Source organism: Sphingomonas sp. Leaf339, assembly GCF_001426195.1.
GTDB lineage: Bacteria > Pseudomonadota > Alphaproteobacteria > Sphingomonadales > Sphingomonadaceae > Sphingomonas.
On sequence record NZ_LMRS01000012.1, the window covers coordinates 479,494 to 499,940 of the forward strand.

A 20,447-nucleotide genomic window follows, 5' to 3' on the forward strand; every position below is an offset into this window, starting at 1 on the left:
CCACGGCGAAGATTGTTCGACAGGCGCTATTCCGCTAAGGGATCGACAGTCTTGCGGGAGATTGCGGTGCGCCGGCCAACCATTCTGTTGCCCCTCGTCATCGCATTCATCGCAACGAGCGCGGCGAAGAAATCGCCGGAAGTCAGCTGGGGGCGGGCCGACGTTCCTTTTGACGTGTATCGAACCGATGCGATCGCTTGTGGACGTCTCGGCGCCAATATCGATATTGAGGATCAACCGGCGACAGCAGCGTTTGTCGCGGCAGAACGCTTGAACGATCGTAACCTGAATGCCCCGCTGACGAATGCCGACACGATCAGGGAGCAGGCATTGATCAGACAGCTCCTAAGCTCCGAAAAGCGCATCGCAGAGCTGCAGAATGTTCACCTGTCCGCCACGGAGCAGTGCCTGATCCGCCTTGATTATCGCCGCTTCATCCTGACCAAGGATCAGACGCGGGCGTTACGCCGCTTTCAGCCCGGAACAGCGGCCCGCCACGCGTATCTCCACTCCCTGGCCAGCGACACCGCGGTGCTCGCCTCGCAAGCGGTACCCGCCATCGAACGCTGACAACCGACCGCGGTGGACCGCAATAGCGATCATTGCGCCGCAGGCCAGCCGTCCGCGTCCCACCTTACGCGTGTGAGCCTCAGGGTAGGCACCCCACGAGCATCGCGGTCATAGGCATGGTAGATCAGGTAATCATTACCATCGCGATCATGCAGAAAACCGGCATGGCCCGGTCCGCGAAATCGATCACGCCCTGCTGCATCGGCCTGCACCAGCACGGTGCCGCCACCATCCAGCATCGGACGACCGGACCGATCGACATAGGGCCCGGTGATCTTCGTGGATCGGCCGATGACTAGATGATAATTGCTGTCCGCGCCGCGACAACAATGATCGAACGAGGCGATCAACCAGTACCAGCCGCCATGATCAACAATGAACGCGGCCTCGATCGCGGTGCCGTCGCTCGCCGCCCTTCGGGCAATCGCAATCGGCGGCGCGGCCGGATCGGCGAGCTTGCCGGTTTTCGGATCGAGCCTGACGATCTTGAGGCCGGTCCAGTAACTGCCCAACGCCAACCACTGACCGCCCTCTCTATCCCGTGCGAAATTGGGATCGATCGCGTTGAAGTTGTCGCCTTCCTTCGATCCGATCACCAGCCCCTCGTCACGCCAACCATAGCCTCGCTTTGCCGGGTCGAGCGTCGTGTTGGTTAGCAAGCCGATGACCGACCGCTGTTTGCCGAAGGTGGAAACCGAATAGTACAGGCGAAATCGATCGCGGGTCCGCGATATGTCGGGCGCCCAGATATCCCTCGCACCCGGCACCGCCGCTAATGCCCACTTCGGGATCGCCGATATCGGCCCCGGCAAAGCGCGCCACGTGATGAGATCGCGAGAGGTGCGCGCCAGGATCGGCAGCCGATCGCGTTGGCCCGTAGAATAGGAATAATAGGTATCGCCCTCCCGGATCAGCACCGGGTCGTGCGCAGGAACGATATCCCCGGCAAGTCGATCATTCATTTGCGGACAATCCACCGACCGAGCATTTGCGCAGACGCTTGGCGCCGCGGTGTCGTCCGAGCTCGCCGGCGATGCCGAACCGTTCTTTGCGACCGTGATCGTCTGCGCCGCTAGCGCGAGCGGCGCCAAGCTGGCCCAAATTGCTCCCATAATCAGCACATGCCGCATGTCCACTTCCTCCCTCACCCATCCTCTTGTCCTACATATTAATCCATTCAAAGTATATGTGAGACACTGAGAGCATTGCGTAGGACGATATCGTCTGCGTAAAGCTTATCACGGTATAGCGGGAGGAGCACGATGGCGGCGGGGAAACGGACGCGCCCGGCACATCTGATGCTGGCGCAGCAACTTGGCGTCGCGATCGTCACCGGTCGGCATCCGCCCGGCACCGTGTTGCCGGGTGAGATCGAACAGGCCGAAACGCTGGGTGTATCACGCAGCGTGGTCCGTGAAATGCTCAGAACGCTTGCCGCCAAAGGATTGGTCGAAGGACGCCCCAAGACCGGAACCAGGGTGCGCGACCGCCACGACTGGAATCTGCTCGACCCGGAATTGCTCGGCTGGATGTTCGAGGGTGCGCCGCCCCTGCCCTTCGTCCACAGCCTGTTTCAATTGCGCATGATCGTGGAGCCGGCGGCCGCAGAGATTGCCGCGACCAAGCGCTCCGCGCGGCATCTGTCCGCGATGGGTCATGCGCTGGAAACGATGTCCACGCACGGATTGGCCAGCGAGATCGGCCGTGCTGCCGATCAGGAATTCCATTCGGTCATTCTCGATTCGACGGGCAACGAGCTGCTCGTCAGTCTGTCGGCCAGCATATCGGCGGCGGTACGCTGGACGACGTTCTTCAAGTATCGCCACGAAAAACATCCCCGAAACCCAATCCCTGAGCATCGAGCGTTGTTCGAAGCGATCGCCAACAGCGACCCGGCGGCGGCCGGCGAGGCGACGCGGGCGCTCGTCAATCAGGCGCATCTGGACACCGAAGCCGCCTTGGAAATCGAAGCGCGCCTCGCCAAGAATTAACGGCACACGCAGTTGATCGGCGCCGCACATCGCGGGTGCTTGAGAAGCCGCGTTACCGTTCGGCATTGACCGATCAGCACCGTCAAATATAGTCGGACATATTAAAAGAGGGCCAAGTAGCCCGGCATGATATCTTTGTCGGCGCCCCAATAGGAGAGGATTATGGCGAAAACGATCGCTATTGCCGGACATCACGCGGCATCCGCTTCAAGTCGCGCGTTAACGCGCCGTAATCTGCTGGCGGGCGGTAGCGTCTTCGTTTTGGCTGGTCCCGCGGCTGCGCTGACGACCATAGCCACATCGCCCCCCGGTGGCGCCCGCCGGGTGGAGGCGGTGTCCATGCGCCATGTCAGGCTGAAGCCGTCGCCTTTTGCCGACGCATTCGCGGCCAATCAACGTTATCTGTTATCGCTCGACCCTGAACGCCTACTGCACAATTTTTATGTATCTGCCGGTCTTCCAACGCCGAAGCCGGTGTATCAAGGTTGGGAAGCGCAGGGGATCGCAGGGCACTCGCTGGGACATTGGCTGTCTGCCTGCGCGCTGGTGGTCGCCAACACCGGCAATACCGCTATCGCTGGTCGCCTCGACCACGCCCTGGCCGAAATGGCGCGCATCCAGAACGCGCAGGGCGATGGCTATCTGGGCGGCACGACGGTCGAGCGCGACGGCAAGCAGGTCGACGGCAAGATCGTGTTCGAGGAGGTGCGCCGCGGCGATATCCGCACACAGGGGTTTGATCTAAATGGCGGCTGGGTACCGCTGTATACATGGCACAAGGTTCATGCCGGTCTGCTCGATGCGCATACACTGGCAGACAATCCACGCGCCCTGCCGATCGCGATCGGGCTGGCCGGTTATCTCGCCGACGTCCTCGAACCGCTGTCGGACGCGCAAATGCAGCAGGTGCTGCGCGCCGAACATGGCGGCCTGAACGAAAGCTATGCAGAAACCCACGCGCTGACCGGGAACCCGCGCTGGCTGCGCATGGCCGAAAAGATCCGCCACAAGGCGGTGCTCGATCCGCTGACCGCGCAGGTGGATCGACTGGAGGGACTGCACGCCAATACCCAGATACCAAAGCTGGTCGGCCTGGCTAGGCTCCACGAACTGACCGGCGACGCGAACCATGCCACCGCCGCCCGCTTCTTCCATGACCGGGTAACCCGTCATCACAGCTATGTCATCGGCGGCAATTCCGAGCGCGAGCATTTCGGCGCCCCCGACAAACTCGCGAAGCGCGTCACCGAGGCGACGTGCGAAGCATGCAACAGCTACAACATGCTGAAGCTGACCCGGCATCTGTATAGCTGGGACCCGAACGCGCGCTGGTTCGACTATTACGAGCGCGTCCAGCTCAATCACATCCTCGCGCATCAGCGGCCCGATACCGGGCAGTTCGTCTATTTCATGCCGCTGTCGGCGGGCGCGCGGCGCAGCTATTCGACCGCGGAAGAGAGTTTCTGGTGCTGTGTCGGTTCGGGCATGGAGAGCCACGCGAAACATGCCGATTCGATCTATTGGCACGATATCGGCGCCGGAGCGGCGCACACGCTCTACGTCAATCTGTACGTCCCCAGTACGCTGGACTGGACGAACCGGAAGCTCGCGCTCGATCTCGATACGCGGATGCCGATGGAGGGCGCGGCTACCCTCACCATCCGGCGGGCACCGCGTGTCGAACAGGCGATCGCGCTGCGGCTGCCCGGCTGGGCGCAGGGACCGACGATCGCATTGAACGACCGGACGATCGTCCCGACGATCCGCGATGGCTATGCAATCGTGAGCCGCATCTGGAAGCCAGGCGACCGGCTTCGCGTAACGATGCCGATGGCGCTGCGCACGGAGGCGCTGCCCGACGATCCGTCGATGGTCGCGTTCATGCAGGGGCCGTTGGTGCTGGCCGCCGATCTCGGTCCGGCGTCACAGCCCTTCGATGGGCTGGGGCCGGCGCTCGTCGCCGATGGCGCGGTGACCGGGGCCTTGCGAAGCGCAGCCGGAACCCACCGTTTTACCGCCCGCTCCGCCCTGGGCGAGCCGCTGGAATTCAAGCCATTTTTCGCACAATATGATCGCCGCACCGCCGTCTATCTGCCGACGTTCACCCCCTCCGACTGGGCAGGAGCGAAGGATGGCTATCTCCGCGCGCAGGCGGAACGCCAGGCGCTGGCCCGGCGGACGGTCGATGTCGCCTATCTCGGTGAGATGCAGCCCGAACGCGATCACGGCTTCACCGCCACACGTAGCGAAACCGTGCAGCTCAACGGCCGATCGGCGCGCAAACTGCGGGGCGGCGAGACATTGACGCTGACACTCGCGCGACGCCCCGGCCCGGCGATGTTGCAGGTCGTCTATTGGGGACAGGATATCGACAAACAGTTCGACATCAGCGTCGATGGCACGCCGCTTGCCAATGAAACCCGGCCCGGCCCACGCAAGCCAGGCTTCGTCGAGGTCGACTATCCCCTCCGTTCGGCCGGCGAACAGGGCAAGGCGCAGGCGACGATCTCGTTCACCGGCAAACAGGGCGATATCGACATCTATGAGGTCAGAATGCTGACGTCCTCGGCCGGAGCCACATCGCCCCCGCCGGTCGCCTGATTGCCATGATCGGATTGCAAGGGCGCAGTAGAATCGCATTGGCCGCGCTGATGCTGTTCGCGGCCGGCACGGCATCGGCGCAGGAACCGACCGTCTTTGTCACGCTGCGGCCCGCCGTCGATCGGCCGTCCACCCCGTTTGAGGGGTGGGGCACCGCCCTCGCCTGGTTCGCCAACGTCACCGGTGGCTGGCCCGATCCCGAGCGTCAGCGGCTGGCTGATCTGTTCTATGGTCCCGAGGGGCTGGGCTGGACGATCGCCCGCTACAATATCGGCGGCGGCGATGCCCCGGAGACGCCACCCTATCTGCGCCAGGGAGCGGCGGTGCCCGGATTCTGGCGCCGACCCGCTGGGGCCACCGGCAAGGACTGGTGGCGCGCGGACAACGAGGCGCTGTGGGACTGGTCCCGCGATGCCAATCAACGCTGGTGGCTGAACGCGATCCGCATCCGGGTGAAGCAACCTATTTTCGAGGCGTTCTCGAACTCGCCGCCATGGTTCATGACCGTATCAGGACGCGTGTCAGGTGCCGAGCGGCGAACCGACGACAATCTCCGCATCGGACAGGAGAAAGCCTTCGCCACCTATCTCGCCCGCGCGGTCGATGAGCTCCAGCGTCGGCACCACATCACCTTCCGAACCCTGTCACCGGTCAACGAACCGAACACCGACTACTGGTATGCGGCCAACACGCAGGAGGGCGCGCATTGGAGCCCCGCACGGCAGGCGGTGATGATCGATGCGACCTTTACCGCGCTCCAAGCGCGCGGCCTCAAGACGACGATCGCGGCACCTGACGAAACCAACTCTCACCTGTTTCTGGCTGACTGGGCAGCCTACCCTGCCGCGACACGTGCCAAGATCGACCAGATCAACGTCCACAGCTATGGCACTGTTCACCAGACGGCGGTGCGCGACGCGGCACGGGCGTCAGGCACCCGCCTCTGGATGAGCGAGAACGACGCGCCGCTGGACAAGGACCCGGAGGATTTCGTCGATATGGCATCGCCGCTTGCCTTCGCCGAGCATGTCGTGGCCGACCTTAAGCGGCTGGAACCTGCCGCCTGGGTATTCTGGCAGGCAGTCGAACATCTCAGCACGCTGAACGGCGGTTCGGGATCGAACTGGGGTCTGGTCAAGGCAAACCTGAGCGCTGGGCCAACGGGCACGCACGCGATCCATGTCACCCGCAAATATTGGGCCATGGCGCAGTTCAGCCGTTTCATCCGTCCGGGCTATAGACTGGTGCCGGTCGATGATCTGGATACGGCGGGCGCGCTGTCGGCCGATGGACGGACGCTGGTGATGGTTCATGTCAACGCAGGCCTAAACCCGCGCCGCCTGACCCTGCCCACCGGCTGGCGCGCGCAGATGATCGTCACCGACGCCACCCGCACGGTCGCCTGCGTGGCCGGCAACACCGCGCCGCCCCGCGCGATCGTCACGCTGATCCTGCGGCGCGGCGTCTATCGGGGGCGTTGCGACAGCGTTTCATGATCGGACTTCGTCAAGAAATCGTTGGGCCGTGGCGCATCGCAGTTCTGATGGAAGCGGTCGATTTGATCGCCTGGTATCTTCACGATACAGGCCGCACGGTCGAGTAGAGGTTAAAAGGCATGTCGAACGGTTCGGACCTGGGATGGTCTGCAGAGGGCGGCGTACCCACCATCACCGATGTGGCGACCGCGGCGAGCGTGTCAGTCAGGACGGTGTCGCGCGTCATCAACAACTCGCCCAAGGTGAACGCCGAAACCCGCATCGCCGTACAGCGGATCATCGGCGAGATGGATTTTACCCCCAGCGCGCGGGCGCAGGCGCTGGCCTCTGGCAAGTCGCGGCTGATCGGGGTAATTCAAGGGGACGAGAATGCCCACGTTCTCGGTCGCGTGCAGCACGGCATCGCCCAGGCATGTGCGCCATCCGGTCATGAATTGCTCGTCCATCCGACCTCGCTGTCCGGCGACGCCCTGATCGACAATATCCGGGCATTCATCCGCCGTTCGCGGGTCGATGGCCTCATCGTCTTGTCCCCGACATCAGAGGATCCGACGCTGGCTGCCATCATCCGCCAATTGCGGGTGCCGGTGGTGGCGCTCGCGTCCTGCCCGATCGATGGTTTCGCAGCCATGTTGATCTCACGCGACCGCGATGGTGGCGGCGCGGTGGGCGCGCATCTGGCCGATCTGGGCCATCGTAGGATCGCGGTCATCACTGGCCCTTCCGTCCGATTGTCGTCGCTGGAACGGTTGAACGGCCTACGCGACGAACTGACCCGCAGGAACATCGTGCTCGACCCTGATTTGATCATCGAGGGGGACTACATCTTCGATTCCGGCCACTCCGCCGCAGAGCAGCTATTGTCGCAACCGATCCCGCCTACGGCGATCTTCGCGTGCAACGACCTGATGGCCGCCGCCGTATTGAAGGTCGCGTCCAGTCGCGGCGTGGATGTGCCGTCACAGCTGTCGGTCGTGGGTTTCGACGGCACCGACCTCGCGACAATGCTGACACCCGCGTTGACGACCGTCCATCGCCCGATCGCCGATATCGCCCGGCGTGCCACCGATGTCCTGCTGACGATGATCGGCGCCGGCCCGGCCGACCGTTCGACGCCGCTCCATGAATTCTTCGATCTGACGTTCACGCCGCGGGAGTCCACCGCTCCACCCGGATGGAGCGCAGACGTCTGAAACCAATCAACGTATCGGTGTCGGACGAACACCAGCTTCCAACATAAAATTATCGATCGGAGGATGCCATGACGACCAGACGTGGACTGATGCGAGGCGGTGCCGCCGCCATTCTGGCCGGTGCCGCTGCTAACGCTTCGATCCGGACGCTGCCGACACCGAACGGTGCAGGTCGAGCATTGCGGGTGCCGCCGCCTGCCCGCTTCACCGCCGACTGGGCCTCGCTCACGGCGGGCTACAGCACCCCGGACTGGTTTCGCGACGCGAAGTTCGGGATGTGGGCGCATTGGAGCGCGCAATGCGTCCCCGCCGCCGGTGACTGGTATGCGCGCGATATGTATCTCCCCGGCACGCGCGCCTATGCTCATCACCTGAAGCATTACGGCCACCCGTCGGACATTGGCTTCATGGAGATGCAGAACCGGTGGAAGGCGGAGGCCTGGGACCCGGCCCGTCTGATGGATCTTTATAAGCGGGCCGGCGCGCGGTATTTCATGGCACTGGCCAATCATCATGACAATTGCGACACCTACGCGTCGTCGCATCATGCGTGGAACACGACCCGCGTCGGCCCGAAAAAGGATATTATCGGCACCTGGGCAAGTTTGGCGCGAGAACGGGGTCTTCGGTTCGGCGTGTCGAACCATTCCGCGCACGCGTGGCATTGGAACCAGCCTGCCTATGGCTATGATCCGGAAGGAGCGCGGGTCGGCCAGCGCTACGATGCTTATCGTCTGACGGCGGCGCAGGGTCGCGGCAAGTGGTGGCAGGGTCTGGACCCGCAGCAACTATACACCGGCCGCCAAATGCCCATGCCCGACGGCATCCGCACGATCGCCGAAGCGAACGAATGGCACGAAGGTACCGACCGTTTATGGAGCGAAGGCGTGCCGGCGGATGCCGGCTTCGCGAAGAACTGGTTCCTGCGTTGTCAGGAACTGATCGATAAATACCGACCTGACATGATCTACTTCGATAATTTCGATCTACCGCTGGAACAGTACGGCCTGGATATCACCGCCTATTACTATAATCAGTCGATGCGCTGGCATCAGGGCAGTCTAGAAGCTGTGGTGACGGCGAAGACGACGCCGCCGCAACGCCGGATGGGCATCGTCGACGATGTGGAGCGAGGCGGGAAAAACTATATCGAGCGATTCCCGTGGCAGACCGATACTTGTCTAGGCAACTGGCATTACGATTCCGATCTATATGAACGTGGCGGTTACAAGTCGGCCGCAACCGTCATGCATACGCTGTGCGATGTCGTTTCAAAGAACGGCAACCTGATGCTGTCGGTCCCGATGCGCGGCGACGGCACGATCGACGACAAGGAGGAACGCATCGTCGAGGATATCGCCAACTGGATGGGGCGTTTCGGATCGGCGATCTACGGCACCCGCCCCTGGCGACGTTATGGCGAGGGACCGACCAAGGCGAATGCCGGGCTGTTTTCGGAAGGCGGCCCAAACTCGCCGTACGGCGCACGGGATATCCGCTACGTTACGAAGGGAGACGATCTCCACGCCCTGATCCTCGGCTGGCCAGACGATGGCGTCGTACGGCTGACGCTGCTCGGCAGCGGCGATCCCACGCTGCGGGGGCAGGTACAGCGGGTGACCCTGCCCGGCAGCACGGAGCCATTGCGTTTCCGTCGCACCCCCAACGCGCTGGAGGTGACGTTGCCGCGAGCGGCCCGTCACCCGATCGGGCTCGCGCTGGTTCTTTCCGGCGACAAGGTCAGCGCGTGATTGGTCGCCATGACCAATCACGGCTGTCGCCTGTCGAACCCCCCGCTCTTGTCGGCAGCTTGCTGGGAAAACAGATCGTGCACGCCTGCAAAGCCCTGATCGTCGTCCTGATCTTGCCCGCCGCCGCGCTGGCGCAAAGCTCGATCGATCAGGCGCGCGCCATCGCCGGCAATCCGCCGTCGACGTCGCAGCGATCGATCCTGGCCGACCTGCCTCGCCCGACGGGCAAGGCGACCGCGCTGTTCGACGGGCGCAGCCTGACGGGCTGGCAACCATGGCTGGGATATGCCGACCCTGCCGTGACCTATCGCGCCAACCCCGCCGAGAAACCGATCGGCACCCGTCGCACTCTCAGTGGCGATTTCGCCGTTAGACAGATGGACGGCGCGCCGGCGATCTGGATCAAGGGTCAGACCTGGGGCAGCTTGGTACAGCTCGCCGATTTGCGAGACGATCACCTCAGGCTTCAATATAAATGGGGCGCGAAGACTTGGCCGCCGCGTGTGGGCCAACCACCGAATAACGGCCTGCTCTATCATACGCACGGCGCCCCCGGAGAAGTGTTTGGGACTTGGCAACCCTCGGTCGAGTTCGAAATCATGAAGGGTTCGACCGGCATGGCCGTCACCGTCGGCGCCAGCGTCCGCGCTCGCACAACGGTCGCGTTCGATCCGTCATTGATCGCGCCGCACCTTTGGTTTCGGGTCGGCGGTCGCCAGATCGACATGGTCAATGGCACGGCGACATGGAACGTCGAAGCGGCCACCGACGCGGAACGGCCGATCGGGCAATGGAACATGCTCGACCTCTATGTCCTCGGCGACCGGGCCATCCATGTCGTCAACGGCGTGCCCGTCGCCGAGGTGCGCGACCTCGCCACCATCGCGCCGGACGGCACCCGCCAGCCGCTGACCCACGGCCATATCCAGTTGCAATCCGAAGGCGCCGAAACATGGTTTCGCGCCATCACCGTCGAACCGATCCGCACCCTGCCGCGCGTGGTGGTCGCACGTTAGGGGGCGCCGTCAGGCCCGTGGCGGGCCTGAAACAACCGGCCGCCTTCGACCAGATAGACGATACCGAGCACGACGATACCGATGCCCAGATAGCCGATCGCCAGCGGCCATGTCGTCCCGTTGTACGACTGGCCGATCACCGATCCCACCACCACCGCCCCCACGCTGGTGATGAAACCTTGGATCGAGGATGCTGTGCCGGCGATATGGCCGACCGGCTCCATCGCCATCGCGCCGAAATTCGAACCGCACAGGCCGATGCACGTCATGCTGAGCGCCTGGAACACCATATACGTCACCAGCGATTCCCGGCCGGCGGCGATCACGACAATGTGCAGGACGGACAACCCGATCAGCCCCAGCAACGCCGATTGCGAGATCAGGCGCGTTCCCAATCGCTCGACCAGCCGGCTGTTGGCGAACGACGCGCACCCCATCGAAAAGGCGCAGATCGCGAACAGGATCGTGAACCGCTCACCGGCGTGAAACTCATCGACGAAGATCTGCTGCGCCGATGACACAAAGGCGATGATGCCGCCGAACGTCATCGATGCCGCCACGGCATAGCCAGCCGAAAATCGGTTCGTCAGCGTCAGCCGATACGCCTGCTTCAGCGCCATGATCGACAATGGCGAGCGCCGATCGACCGGTAGCGACTCCCGTAGGCGAAGGATCGTCCACGCCAGCACGAACGCCGCGAAACCGGCGAGCGCGTAAAAGATGAAGCGCCACGGCCCGAACGCCAGCAGGACTTGTCCCAAACTGGGCGCCATGATCGGCACGAGAAAGAAGATCATCTGCGCCACCGACAGCGTGCGCGCCATCTGCCGTCCCGAATACCGGTCGCGTACGATCGCGACCGCCAGCACGCGGGTCGATGCCGACATCAGCCCCTGCAACACCCGCGCACCAAGTAGCCCGGCAAAGGTCTGCGATCCCGCCGCGAAGACGCTCGCCGCCACGAAGCCCACCAGCGTGACGAGCAGGATCGGCCGCCGGCCATAACGATCCGCCAGCGGCCCATAGACTAGCTGGCCGGCCCCGAACCCGAGCATGTAAGCGGTGATGATCCACTGCCGGTGATTGGCCGTGGCAATGCTTAGCTGATGGCCGATATCGGCCAGCGCCGGCAGCATCAGGTCGACGCCCAGCGCGTTAACCGCCATCAGCGCCGCGATAAAGGCGACGAACTCCCCCGGTTTCATCGATGCTTGGGCGACATGATCCTTCATCGCCTCCGCCTAGGATGGTGAAGCGCGGATGGCCACCCGCCATCCGCCACTGAATGTGAGGTCCGAGCGATCCCATACGTCTTGAGATAGCTGGTCAGGCCGCCTGCAATCGGCCACCGTCGACAACGCCGTTCACGCCCGAGGATATCGCCATGAGCCGTTCCCTGCTGATCTCTACCATGATGCTCGCACCGACCCCCACGGCGGCAGCGGCGGCGACGCCGGCGGAGGAACGTGCCGCGATCGATGGGCAGATCGGCAGGGATTTTCCGGCGCTCGATGCGCTCTACCGCGATCTGCATGCCCATCCTGAAATGGGCTTTCAGGAGACGCGCACCGCCGCCGTACTGGCCAAGCGGATGCGGGCGTTGGGCTTTACCGTGACCGAGAAGGTCGGACGGACCGGCGTCGTCGCGCTGTATCGCAACGGCCCCGGCCCCACATTGCTGGTGCGGACCGAACTGGACGGCCTGCCGATGGAGGAGAAGACCGGCCTCCCCTATGCCAGCCGGGCCGAGGCGACGTTCGAGGGCAAGCAGACCTTCGTCGCCCATAGCTGCGGCCACGACGTGCACATGACCGCCTGGATCGGCGCGGCGCAGGCGCTGCTCGCGATGAAGGACCGGTGGAAAGGCACGCTGATGTTCGTCGCCCAGCCGGCCGAGGAACAGGTAAGCGGCGCCGCGGCGATGATCGAGGACGGCCTGTTCACACGCTTTCCGAAGCCCGATCTCGGCATCGCCGTCCATGTCGGGTCGAACGAGGTCGGAACGGTGATCGTCAAGGACGGCATCGTCAGCTCGAATTCGGACCCGGTCGAGGTGGTGTTCAACGGTCGCGGCGGACACGGATCGATGCCCAGCGCGACGATCGATCCGATCGTCATGGGCGCCCGCTTCGTCACCGACGTGCAGACCGTCATCAGCCGGCAGAAGGATGCCAACGCATTCGGTGTGGTCACCGTCGGTGCGTTCCAGGCGGGGACCGTCGCCAACATCATCCCGGACAAAGCGGTCGTGAAGTTGAGCCTGCGATCCTTCGATGCGGATGTGCGCAAGCTGCTGCTCGACGGCGTGACGCGGACCGCCCAGGCATCGGCGACGATGGCGATTGCGCCGGCGCCGACGATCACCCGGCTTCATGGCACGGCGGCGGTGGTCAACGACGATACGCTCGCCGCCAAGCTGGCCACCGCCCTGTCGGCGGCCGGCGGTGACCGGATCATGCACATTCCGTCCACTCAGCCGGGCTGGTCGGCCAGCGAGGACTATTCGGCCTTCATCGATGCGGGCGTGCCCTCCGTCTATCTGACGATCGGCGGATACGAGAAGGCGCGGCTGGCCGATCTGGCGAGCAAGGGCCAGCCGGTGCCGAGCAATCACTCCCCCTATTTCGCCCCGGACCATGATCCGGCGATCCGATCCGGCATCCGCACGCTGACGCTGGCAGCGCTGACGCTGCTGCCCGCCTGAGCCAGCGCTTGCGCAGAGCCGGCCTGCCCGGCAAGGCGACCGCCGTTGATTCATTGAGGGAACGGACGATGGCGAAGCGGTTCTGGGCACAGCTGATCGAGATGGACGAAGAGATCGCGCCGGCCAGCATCCCTGGCTGCACCGACCATGAAAGCGCCGCCGATACGCTTGTCACCGATTTCGTCGGGGCGATGGGCGGCGAGATCACCAGCGGTGCCGTCCGCGTGTGGATCGATGGCGGCGGCCAGGAGCGGATCTATGACTGGAGCGCCGAATTCGAGATGCCGGACACCAGCGACCTGGGTGACGATGAAGATATTGAGGTAGAAGGAGAAATCGTCCTGACGGAGCGGGTGAACCGCGCCTGAGAGATTGGAAAGTTAGGCTAAAGTTAGGCCGAAATCATGTCCTTTCTCGTCACCTCCGGTTGGCCGGCAAGGACGCGGAAACGGTGGTCCTTACCGGCTTATACCGATCGATAATGCTGTAGGACAGCGCCGCGATCATCGGCGCCAGACTGTCGGTTGTGCGGCCAGATAGGTGTCGATCGCCGCAGCGATGCGTTTGTCGTCGGCGAGCGATGGATGGGCATGGCACCCGCTGAACGCCAGCCCGGTCACGGGGACCAGGCCGACCCGGCGATCGCCGGTCGATCGAAGCGAGGCAACGACCTTCCCCGCCTCACGCAGGATTTCGCCATCGACGAGCTCGGTCGCCCACAGGACGATCTGGGCGTCAGGGTTCGCACGGCGCAGATCGCGGACGAACGCGGCATAGCGGGTGACATAGGCGGCATCGAGCGCCGCCCGGTCCGACCATGGCTCGCCGGCCTTTAGCGGGGTAGAAAAATCGTTGGTGCCGAGCGCGATCACGATCACCTGCGGATGCCATCCGGCCGGCGTCGCACTGGCGCTGTGATCGAACAGCGCGAACGGATAGGCGATCGGCAGCGTATCGGCGGCGAACCCGTCATAGTTGCGCACGATGCCGCGTCCTGAAATCGCGTTGACGGCATAATCGGCATCATATTGGCGCCCGAGCAGGCCGGCGATCCCTTGGGACGTATCGGTGGTCTGCCACACCTCGCCTTCGGTACAGTCCCGCTTCGTCGCGGTGTTGCCATAGCCGACGGTATGGGAGTCGCCGATGAATTCGATCTGGCGTGCGCGGGGTGATGGTGGCGGCAGGGCGCGGCCACCGTCCGCCGGATAAATCCCGCCGAACTGGGTTGGCGACGACTGGCTTTCGCTCGCGACCTCGACCCGGACGATGTGGCGGCCGGGGGCGAGGCCATCGACACGGTACAGGCCGGGTGCGGGCTTCACCAGATCGTCGACGGTCACGCCATCGATCAGGACGTGCAGGCGGACATCGCCGGTGCCGACCTTCAGCAAGGCGGCGCTGCCCCGGAATGTTGCCTCGAAATAGGTGCCGGGCCATTGCCGTACAGCGTCGCCGTCACGCTGAACCACGCGCCCGCCGACGTGTAGCGGCAACGCGGCGGTGGTGACTTGCGCGCCGGGGGCCGGTGCCAGCCGAGGTGCGCCGATGGCGGCAGTGGTAAAGGCGACCGAGGCGAGGATGGCGATACGCAGTTTCATTTTGGGTCCTTCAGCCATGTTGGCAGTTCGTCGCGTGTCAAATAGCGATCAGACCCATAATAGCGGCTCAACAGGTCCGGCGGGTTTTGATCGGCGCCGGTCAGCCAACGGGTATGCCACGTCATGAACCACAACCAGTCCGCCTCCGCGCCCAGCAGCGCGGGGTCCGGGACCGGCCCGTTTTCATGCAGGCAGATCGGCAGCGTGTCGCCGACGATGCGTTTCACCTGTGCGAACATCGGCGCCAGATTGCCGTGATCGGCCGCATAGATATCCGCGCCCGCGATATCGACCGTCGATCGGCCCGGATACCAGGCGGCATCGACATTCTGCCCGGCCCAGCCCAGCACCCAGATCAGATTGTTCAGGCCGTGCATCCGCGTGAAGCGATCGTACATCAACCGCCACAATGCCTTGAACGCCGCCGGCCCATGCTTGCCCCACCAGAACCAGTCGCCGCTGAATTCATGCAACGGACGCCACAGCACCGGTACGCGCGCGTCGCGCAGGCGGCGGAGCAGCACCGCCACCTCGTCCATCTGCGCCAGCATCGCCACGTTTTGCGGCGTGCCGGGTCGCAGCGCGGCGATCAGGTCGAAATCCTTCTTCGAATTTTCGTACCCCGTGCCGATGTCGGGCGCGCCCCAATGCCAGCACAGGGTGACGATGCCGCCCTTCCGCGACCAGTCGATCGCGCGCGCGTTCACCGCATCATTGTCACGCGGATCGATATAATCGAGGCCGAGGATCGCCGGCAGGCGCCCCGTCACCTTTTCCAGATAATCGAGTTCGGCATGCGGGTTCGGCGGTGCCGATCCCTGTTCCTGTTGACCGGTCAGCGTCTTGCGGCCGTACTGGCTCCACAGCCAGGCATATAACCGCCGCGCGCCGGCGGCGGCGCGCGCGTTCGACAGCGATGGCGTCGCCCCCGCCAGCGCGGGCGCGGCGAGACCCAAGGCGGCACCGCCCAACATCGCGGTCCGCCGCGTCAAACCCGTCATGCCGTCGTCATTCCCTTCAACCGATCGAGCACCGCGCCATGCGTCGGCAACGCTTGCGCCGCCGCCGCCATCGCGCCGCGCATCCGGACCACCGCCGCCGTCAGCCGCTCGGCGTCGAGCGCATCCACCACCGGGTCGTACCCATCCGGCACGATCCCCTGCCCCAGCATCACCGCGACCCAACTGGGCACCGCGAACAGTTCGTCGTCGTACCGGAAGATGCGGCCCTTTTCCCGAAACAGCGCGATCTTCGCGCGCAGCGTATCGGGCAGTTCCATCGTGCGGACATGGCGCCAGAACGGTGAGTCGTCGCGCTTGGTCGCGTGGTAATGCAGGATCACGAAATCGCGGATGCCGGCATAGGCATCGCCCATCAGCCGATTATATTCGTCGCGTTCGACCGGGGTGAACCGCCGGTCGGGAAACAGCGCGAACAGTTTCGATATGCCTTCCTGGATCAGATGGATGCTGGTCGATTCCAGCGGTTCCAGAAAACCGCCGGCCAGACCGAGCGCGACGACATTCCCCTCCCACAGCTTTGCCCGGACCCCCGCCTTGAACGACAGGCGACGCGGTTCGGCCGCCGGTGCCGCTTCGAGGTTCGCGAGCAACAATGCTTCGGCGGCATCGTCGTCCATGAAGGCGCTGGCATAGACATGGCCGTTGCCGGTGCGGTGCTGCAACGGGATGCGCCACTGCCACCCCGCCGGGCGGGCCGTTGAGCGGGTGAAGGGCAGTATCGGCTCTGTCCGGACCGTCGGGACGGCGATCGCCCGATCGCACGGCAGCCAGTGCGACCAGTCGGTGAAGCCGACACCCATCGCCTCGCCCAGCAACAGGCTGCGAAAACCGGAGCAGTCGATGAACAGGTCACCTTCGATGCGGCGGTCGTCGTCCAGCACGACGGCGCGGACATGGCCGCTTTCGCCATCGCGATCGACGGTGGCGATCCGCCCCTCGATCCGCGTCACGCCCTCTGCCTCGGCCCGCTGGCGCAGGAAGGCGGCATAGAGACCGGCGTCGAAATGGTACGCATGGGCGATGCCCGACAGAGGAGAGCGCGGATCGTCGACCGGCGCGCCGAACCGGTGCGCGGCGGCGGCGACGGTCGACATCGAATAATCGCCGATGTCGCCAATGCCGGGCCGGTTGCGCAGCTTCAGCCAGACCTGATGGAAATTCAGCCCCTCAAACGCGCGACCATGCATGCCGAAGGGATGGAAATAGCGATCCTCCCCCGTCTGCCACCCGACGAATTCGATCCCCAGTTTGAAACTGCCGTTGGTGGCGCGGAGGAATTCCGCCTCGTCGATGCCGAGCAGGCGATTGAAGTTCAGGATCGGCGGGATTGTCGCCTCGCCAACCCCGACCGTGCCGATCGCATCGGATTCGACCAGCGTGATGGTGCGCTGGCCATCGTCCAGAAAGCGGGCGGCGGCGGCGGCGACCATCCAGCCCGCGGTGCCGCCGCCGACAATCACGACGCGCGAGATCGGTGCCCCGGTCATGCCGGCACGCGCGCGACGGCGGCGGTGATTGCCGTTTGCGCGGCAGCGATGGCGCGCGGTTCGGCGCCCATGGCCTGGGGATCGCGGCGCGTCGGCCGCATCCCCTGGCCGAGCAGCACCGCCGCCCACGCATCGTCGATCATGCTTTCCTCCTCGTGATGCGGCAGCAGTCCGCGGCGTTCGAACTGCACCAGCGTGGTGGCCAGCCCGGCCGGCGCCTCGTTCCGGCCCCGATAATGCGCGGCCAGAAAATCGCACAGTCGATCGGCGCGCAGGCCGGCGCGGCGATTATATTCGGCGATCAGTGACGGCGGCATGGTTCGATCGGGCAGCAGGTCGAGCGCCAGCGCCAGATGCGTCCAGGCGAGCGACAGGCCGGCGAGGCCCAGCGGTCCGGGTTGGACGGCGGCTTCGCCCAGCGTTAGGACGTTGCCCCGCCACGCGTCGCGGCGGCGGCCGGGACGGTATGATATCAGATCGGCGGTATCGCGGCCGCTGGGCAGCTTGCGCCGCGCCCGATCTTCCCGTGTCGTCGCCGCAAAAGCCAGCGCGCGCCATTCGCCACCCGGAAACGGCCACCGCGCCGACCAGCCGATATCGGTGGCGGTATAGCTGTCGAGCAACGGTGTCGTGCCCGCGCCCGAGCGCTGAAGCAGCAGTCGATCATAGGGTAGTGCGGCGCTCCAGTCCTCGAACGCCATATCGCCCGCCACCAGCGCCGCCGGGCCAGTGGCATCGATGAACAGGTCGGCGACGATCCGCGTACCGTCCGCCATCATGACAGCGGCGACATGTCCATCGGCATCGCGATCGACCGACGCGATCGATCCGGATCGGCTCGTCACGCGTGAGCGGGCCAGACCGCTCGCCAGCACGCGCGCGAAGGCGTCCCCGTCAAGCCGCAATGCCGCCTCGGTCATGTCGAGTGGCGGCGGCAGATCGGGTGCGAACCGGCCTGACTGCGCGAGTACCGCGCCAGGTAACAGCATATCGAACGGACGAGTATCGCCCTGCCGTTCCGCCTCCAGCCAGCGTTGATGTGGCGCGCCCGGCCCTGATGGGACTGCGGTGCCGCTGTCGGACAGATGCCAGGGGCGGCGATCGGGACCCCATGCCTCGAACCGTTGTGCCAGCCGGTGCGTCGCGACGCCCCGATCGATCAGGGCATCGGGATCGATGCCCAACCGATCGAAGGTCGCCAGTGCGAAGGGTTGAACCAGCGGCAGCCGGTCGGCGAGCGCGGCGGGCGACACCGGCGTCGCCACCTGAACGATCGCCGCCCGTGGCAACGCCTTCGCAAAGGCGAGCGCGGCGGATTGCGCGACGATGCCGCCGCCGAATACCGCTACGCTGCGCAGGGCGGCGCTCATGCCGATCCGCGCGCCAGATAGGTGGCGTGATCGGGCATCGCCGCCACGCGATCGGCGATCGTGCTAGCCAGCGTCGCCAGCGCGCGATCAAGGGCGGCCGGTTCGGGCAGGTCGGCGCGCTGGTCCCACCCGGTCGGCACGATGCCCTGGCCCAGATACACCGCGACCCAACTAGGTTCGAGGAACAGGCCATGGGCGTATTTCGAAACCTGCGCCGTCTCTCGCCACAGCGCCATCTTGCTGGCGAGAGTATCGGGGATCGCCATGGTACGGACATGATCCCAGAACGGCGAGTCCGTCCGCGTCGTCGCGTGATAATGCAGGATCAGGAAATCGCGGATCCGATCATATTCAGCATCGACCGACGCGTTGAACCCGTCGCGATCGACGTCCTCCACCATGCGCTCCGGGAAATGTTCGATCAGCTGCGTGATCGCCATTTGCGACAGGTAGATACTTGTCGATTCCAGCGGTTCGAGAAAGCCGGAGGCCAACCCAATCGCGACGACGTTGCCGACCCAGCTGCGTTGCCGGCGACCGGCCCGGAAGCGCAGGAAACGCGGTTCGGCCAAGGGCTCGCTTTCCAGCGCGTCCAGCAATGCCGTGCGCGCGTCGTCGTCGGATATATGGGCGCTGGAATAGACGTACCCGTTGCCAACCCGGTGCTGGAGGGGAATGCGCCATCGCCACCCCGCCGACATCGCCACCGCGCGCGTGAACGGTTCGATCGGACCGGGCGGACTGGCGCAGGGGGCCGCGACCGCGCGGTCGCAGGGCAACCAATGCGACCAGTCCTCCCACCCCTCGCCCATCGCCTCGCCAAGCAACAGGCTGCGGAAGCCCGAGCAATCGACGAACAGATCGCCCTCGATACGCGATCCATTGGCTAGCACGATCGCACGGACGTCGCCCGTCGCCGCATCACGATCGACCGAGACGATGCGTCCCTCGGTCCGCACCGCGCCCCGCGCCTCGGACCATTCGCGCAGGAAAGGGGCGAAGCGGGTCGCGTCGAATTGATACGCATAACCGAAGCTGGCGGCCGGATCGTCGATTCCGGTCGGTCGGGCAAAGCGTCTCGCCTCGGCGGCAACGACGGCGGCGCTGTAATCGCTGATCGGTGCGGCGGCGGCGTTCGCGCTGGCCCGTCGCAGCCAGTAATGATGGAAACCGACGCCGGCGAGGTCGCGGCCATAGGTGCCGAAAGGATGAATGTAGCGATCACCGATCGCGCCGAAATCGCAGAATTCGATGCCGAGTTTAAAGGTCGCGCTGGTGGCCGCCATGAACGCGGCCTCGTCGATCCCCAGCCGTTCGATGAACGCGCGCAGATGTGGCAAGGTAGCCTCGCCAACGCCGACGATGCCCACCTCTGCCGATTCGACCAGATGCACGTCACACGCCGCACACGCGACGCCGCGAAGGGCCGCCGCGGTCATCCATCCGGCGGTGCCGCCACCCACCACCACGACGCTCACGCGCTGCTGCTCCGTCACCGTTCCGCTCTCTCCCCGCCCCGGCCCATACGCGATCTTAACAAAATATTTCAACTTTCCATATTATTGTTGTGCCCGTCCCGGCCATTGTCTATTGACGACAATGACCGCGATTGGGGCGGGATAATGCGATCTTCCGAACAGGAAGG

Annotated in this window: 16 protein-coding genes; 9 read left to right on the plus strand and 7 right to left on the minus strand. The window is 64.8% G+C overall.

The window, feature by feature from the left end:
• Positions 1–51: 51 nt before the first annotated feature.
• Positions 52–570: a hypothetical protein gene (locus ASG67_RS09000; RefSeq protein ID WP_056528535.1), complete on the plus strand. Its 519-nt coding sequence runs from the start codon at positions 52–54 to the stop codon at positions 568–570.
• Between the two features lie 29 nt (positions 571–599).
• Here ASG67_RS09000 and ASG67_RS09005 read toward each other — a convergent pair whose 3' ends face one another.
• Entirely contained in the window at positions 600–1,532 is a 933-nt protein-coding gene (locus ASG67_RS09005) for an arabinan endo-1,5-alpha-L-arabinosidase (RefSeq protein WP_235535124.1), read from the minus strand.
• Between the two features lie 300 nt (positions 1,533–1,832).
• Between ASG67_RS09005 and ASG67_RS09010 the strand changes: the two genes are divergently transcribed.
• The 6 genes from ASG67_RS09010 to ASG67_RS09035 all read left to right on the plus strand — a co-directional run bounded on the left by ASG67_RS09010 (position 1,833) and on the right by ASG67_RS09035 (position 10,618).
• Entirely contained in the window at positions 1,833–2,561 is a 729-nt protein-coding gene (locus tag ASG67_RS09010; RefSeq protein WP_056528537.1) for a FadR/GntR family transcriptional regulator, read from the plus strand.
• Between the two features lie 162 nt (positions 2,562–2,723).
• On the plus strand, positions 2,724–5,162 hold the full coding sequence (locus ASG67_RS09015; protein ID WP_082543399.1) for a glycoside hydrolase family 127 protein: 2,439 nt from the start codon (positions 2,724–2,726) through the stop codon (positions 5,160–5,162).
• A 38-nt stretch (positions 5,163–5,200) separates the two neighbouring features.
• On the plus strand, positions 5,201–6,658 hold the full coding sequence (locus ASG67_RS09020) for a glycoside hydrolase (RefSeq protein WP_235535125.1): 1,458 nt from the start codon (positions 5,201–5,203) through the stop codon (positions 6,656–6,658).
• Between the two features lie 119 nt (positions 6,659–6,777).
• The gene (locus tag ASG67_RS09025; protein WP_056528542.1) at positions 6,778–7,851 is read left to right on the plus strand and encodes a LacI family DNA-binding transcriptional regulator; all 1,074 of its coding nucleotides are present in this window, start codon (positions 6,778–6,780) and stop codon (positions 7,849–7,851) included.
• A 68-nt stretch (positions 7,852–7,919) separates the two neighbouring features.
• The gene (locus ASG67_RS09030) at positions 7,920–9,602 is read left to right on the plus strand and encodes an alpha-L-fucosidase (protein WP_056528545.1); all 1,683 of its coding nucleotides are present in this window, start codon (positions 7,920–7,922) and stop codon (positions 9,600–9,602) included.
• Between the two features lie 77 nt (positions 9,603–9,679).
• Positions 9,680–10,618, plus strand: a complete 939-nt coding sequence (locus ASG67_RS09035; RefSeq protein ID WP_235535126.1) for a DUF1080 domain-containing protein — start codon at positions 9,680–9,682, stop codon at positions 10,616–10,618.
• On the opposite strand, the gene ASG67_RS09040 is transcribed toward ASG67_RS09035, so the two are convergent.
• On the minus strand, positions 10,615–11,850 hold the full coding sequence (locus ASG67_RS09040) for a multidrug effflux MFS transporter (RefSeq protein ID WP_414887512.1): 1,236 nt from the start codon (positions 11,848–11,850) through the stop codon (positions 10,615–10,617). The two genes, ASG67_RS09035 and ASG67_RS09040, sit on opposite strands and share 4 nt — an antisense overlap.
• Before the next feature lie 152 nt (positions 11,851–12,002).
• On the opposite strand from ASG67_RS09040, the gene ASG67_RS09045 reads away from it, so the two are divergent.
• Together ASG67_RS09045 and ASG67_RS09050 are read left to right on the plus strand one after the other, a co-directional pair.
• Positions 12,003–13,322, plus strand: coding sequence for an amidohydrolase (locus tag ASG67_RS09045; protein WP_056528548.1), 1,320 nt, complete (start codon positions 12,003–12,005; stop codon positions 13,320–13,322).
• Positions 13,323–13,390: 68 nt separating this feature from the next.
• Positions 13,391–13,690, plus strand: a complete 300-nt coding sequence (locus tag ASG67_RS09050) for a hypothetical protein (RefSeq protein ID WP_056528550.1) — start codon at positions 13,391–13,393, stop codon at positions 13,688–13,690.
• A gap of 135 nt (positions 13,691–13,825) precedes the next feature.
• Here the strand turns inward: ASG67_RS09050 and ASG67_RS09055 are convergent, their stop codons facing one another.
• From ASG67_RS09055 to ASG67_RS09075, 5 genes are read right to left on the minus strand one after another with little or no spacing between them, the layout of a single operon-like run.
• Positions 13,826–14,923: an SGNH/GDSL hydrolase family protein gene (locus ASG67_RS09055; protein ID WP_056528553.1), complete on the minus strand. Its 1,098-nt coding sequence runs from the start codon at positions 14,921–14,923 to the stop codon at positions 13,826–13,828.
• Positions 14,920–15,924 (minus strand): glycosyl hydrolase, encoded by a 1,005-nt coding sequence (locus ASG67_RS09060; protein WP_235535127.1) that lies wholly within the window; start codon positions 15,922–15,924, stop codon positions 14,920–14,922. Before ASG67_RS09060 ends, ASG67_RS09055 begins: the two co-directional genes overlap by 4 nt.
• Entirely contained in the window at positions 15,921–17,432 is a 1,512-nt protein-coding gene (locus ASG67_RS09065) for a tryptophan halogenase family protein (RefSeq protein WP_056528556.1), read from the minus strand. Before ASG67_RS09065 ends, ASG67_RS09060 begins: the two co-directional genes overlap by 4 nt.
• Positions 17,429–18,802, minus strand: a complete 1,374-nt coding sequence (locus ASG67_RS09070) for a tryptophan 7-halogenase (RefSeq protein WP_056528558.1) — start codon at positions 18,800–18,802, stop codon at positions 17,429–17,431. The genes ASG67_RS09065 and ASG67_RS09070 overlap by 4 nt, the downstream gene beginning before the upstream one ends.
• On the minus strand, positions 18,799–20,298 hold the full coding sequence (locus tag ASG67_RS09075; RefSeq protein ID WP_082543401.1) for a tryptophan halogenase family protein: 1,500 nt from the start codon (positions 20,296–20,298) through the stop codon (positions 18,799–18,801). Before ASG67_RS09075 ends, ASG67_RS09070 begins: the two co-directional genes overlap by 4 nt.
• Positions 20,299–20,447: the final 149 nt, after the last annotated feature.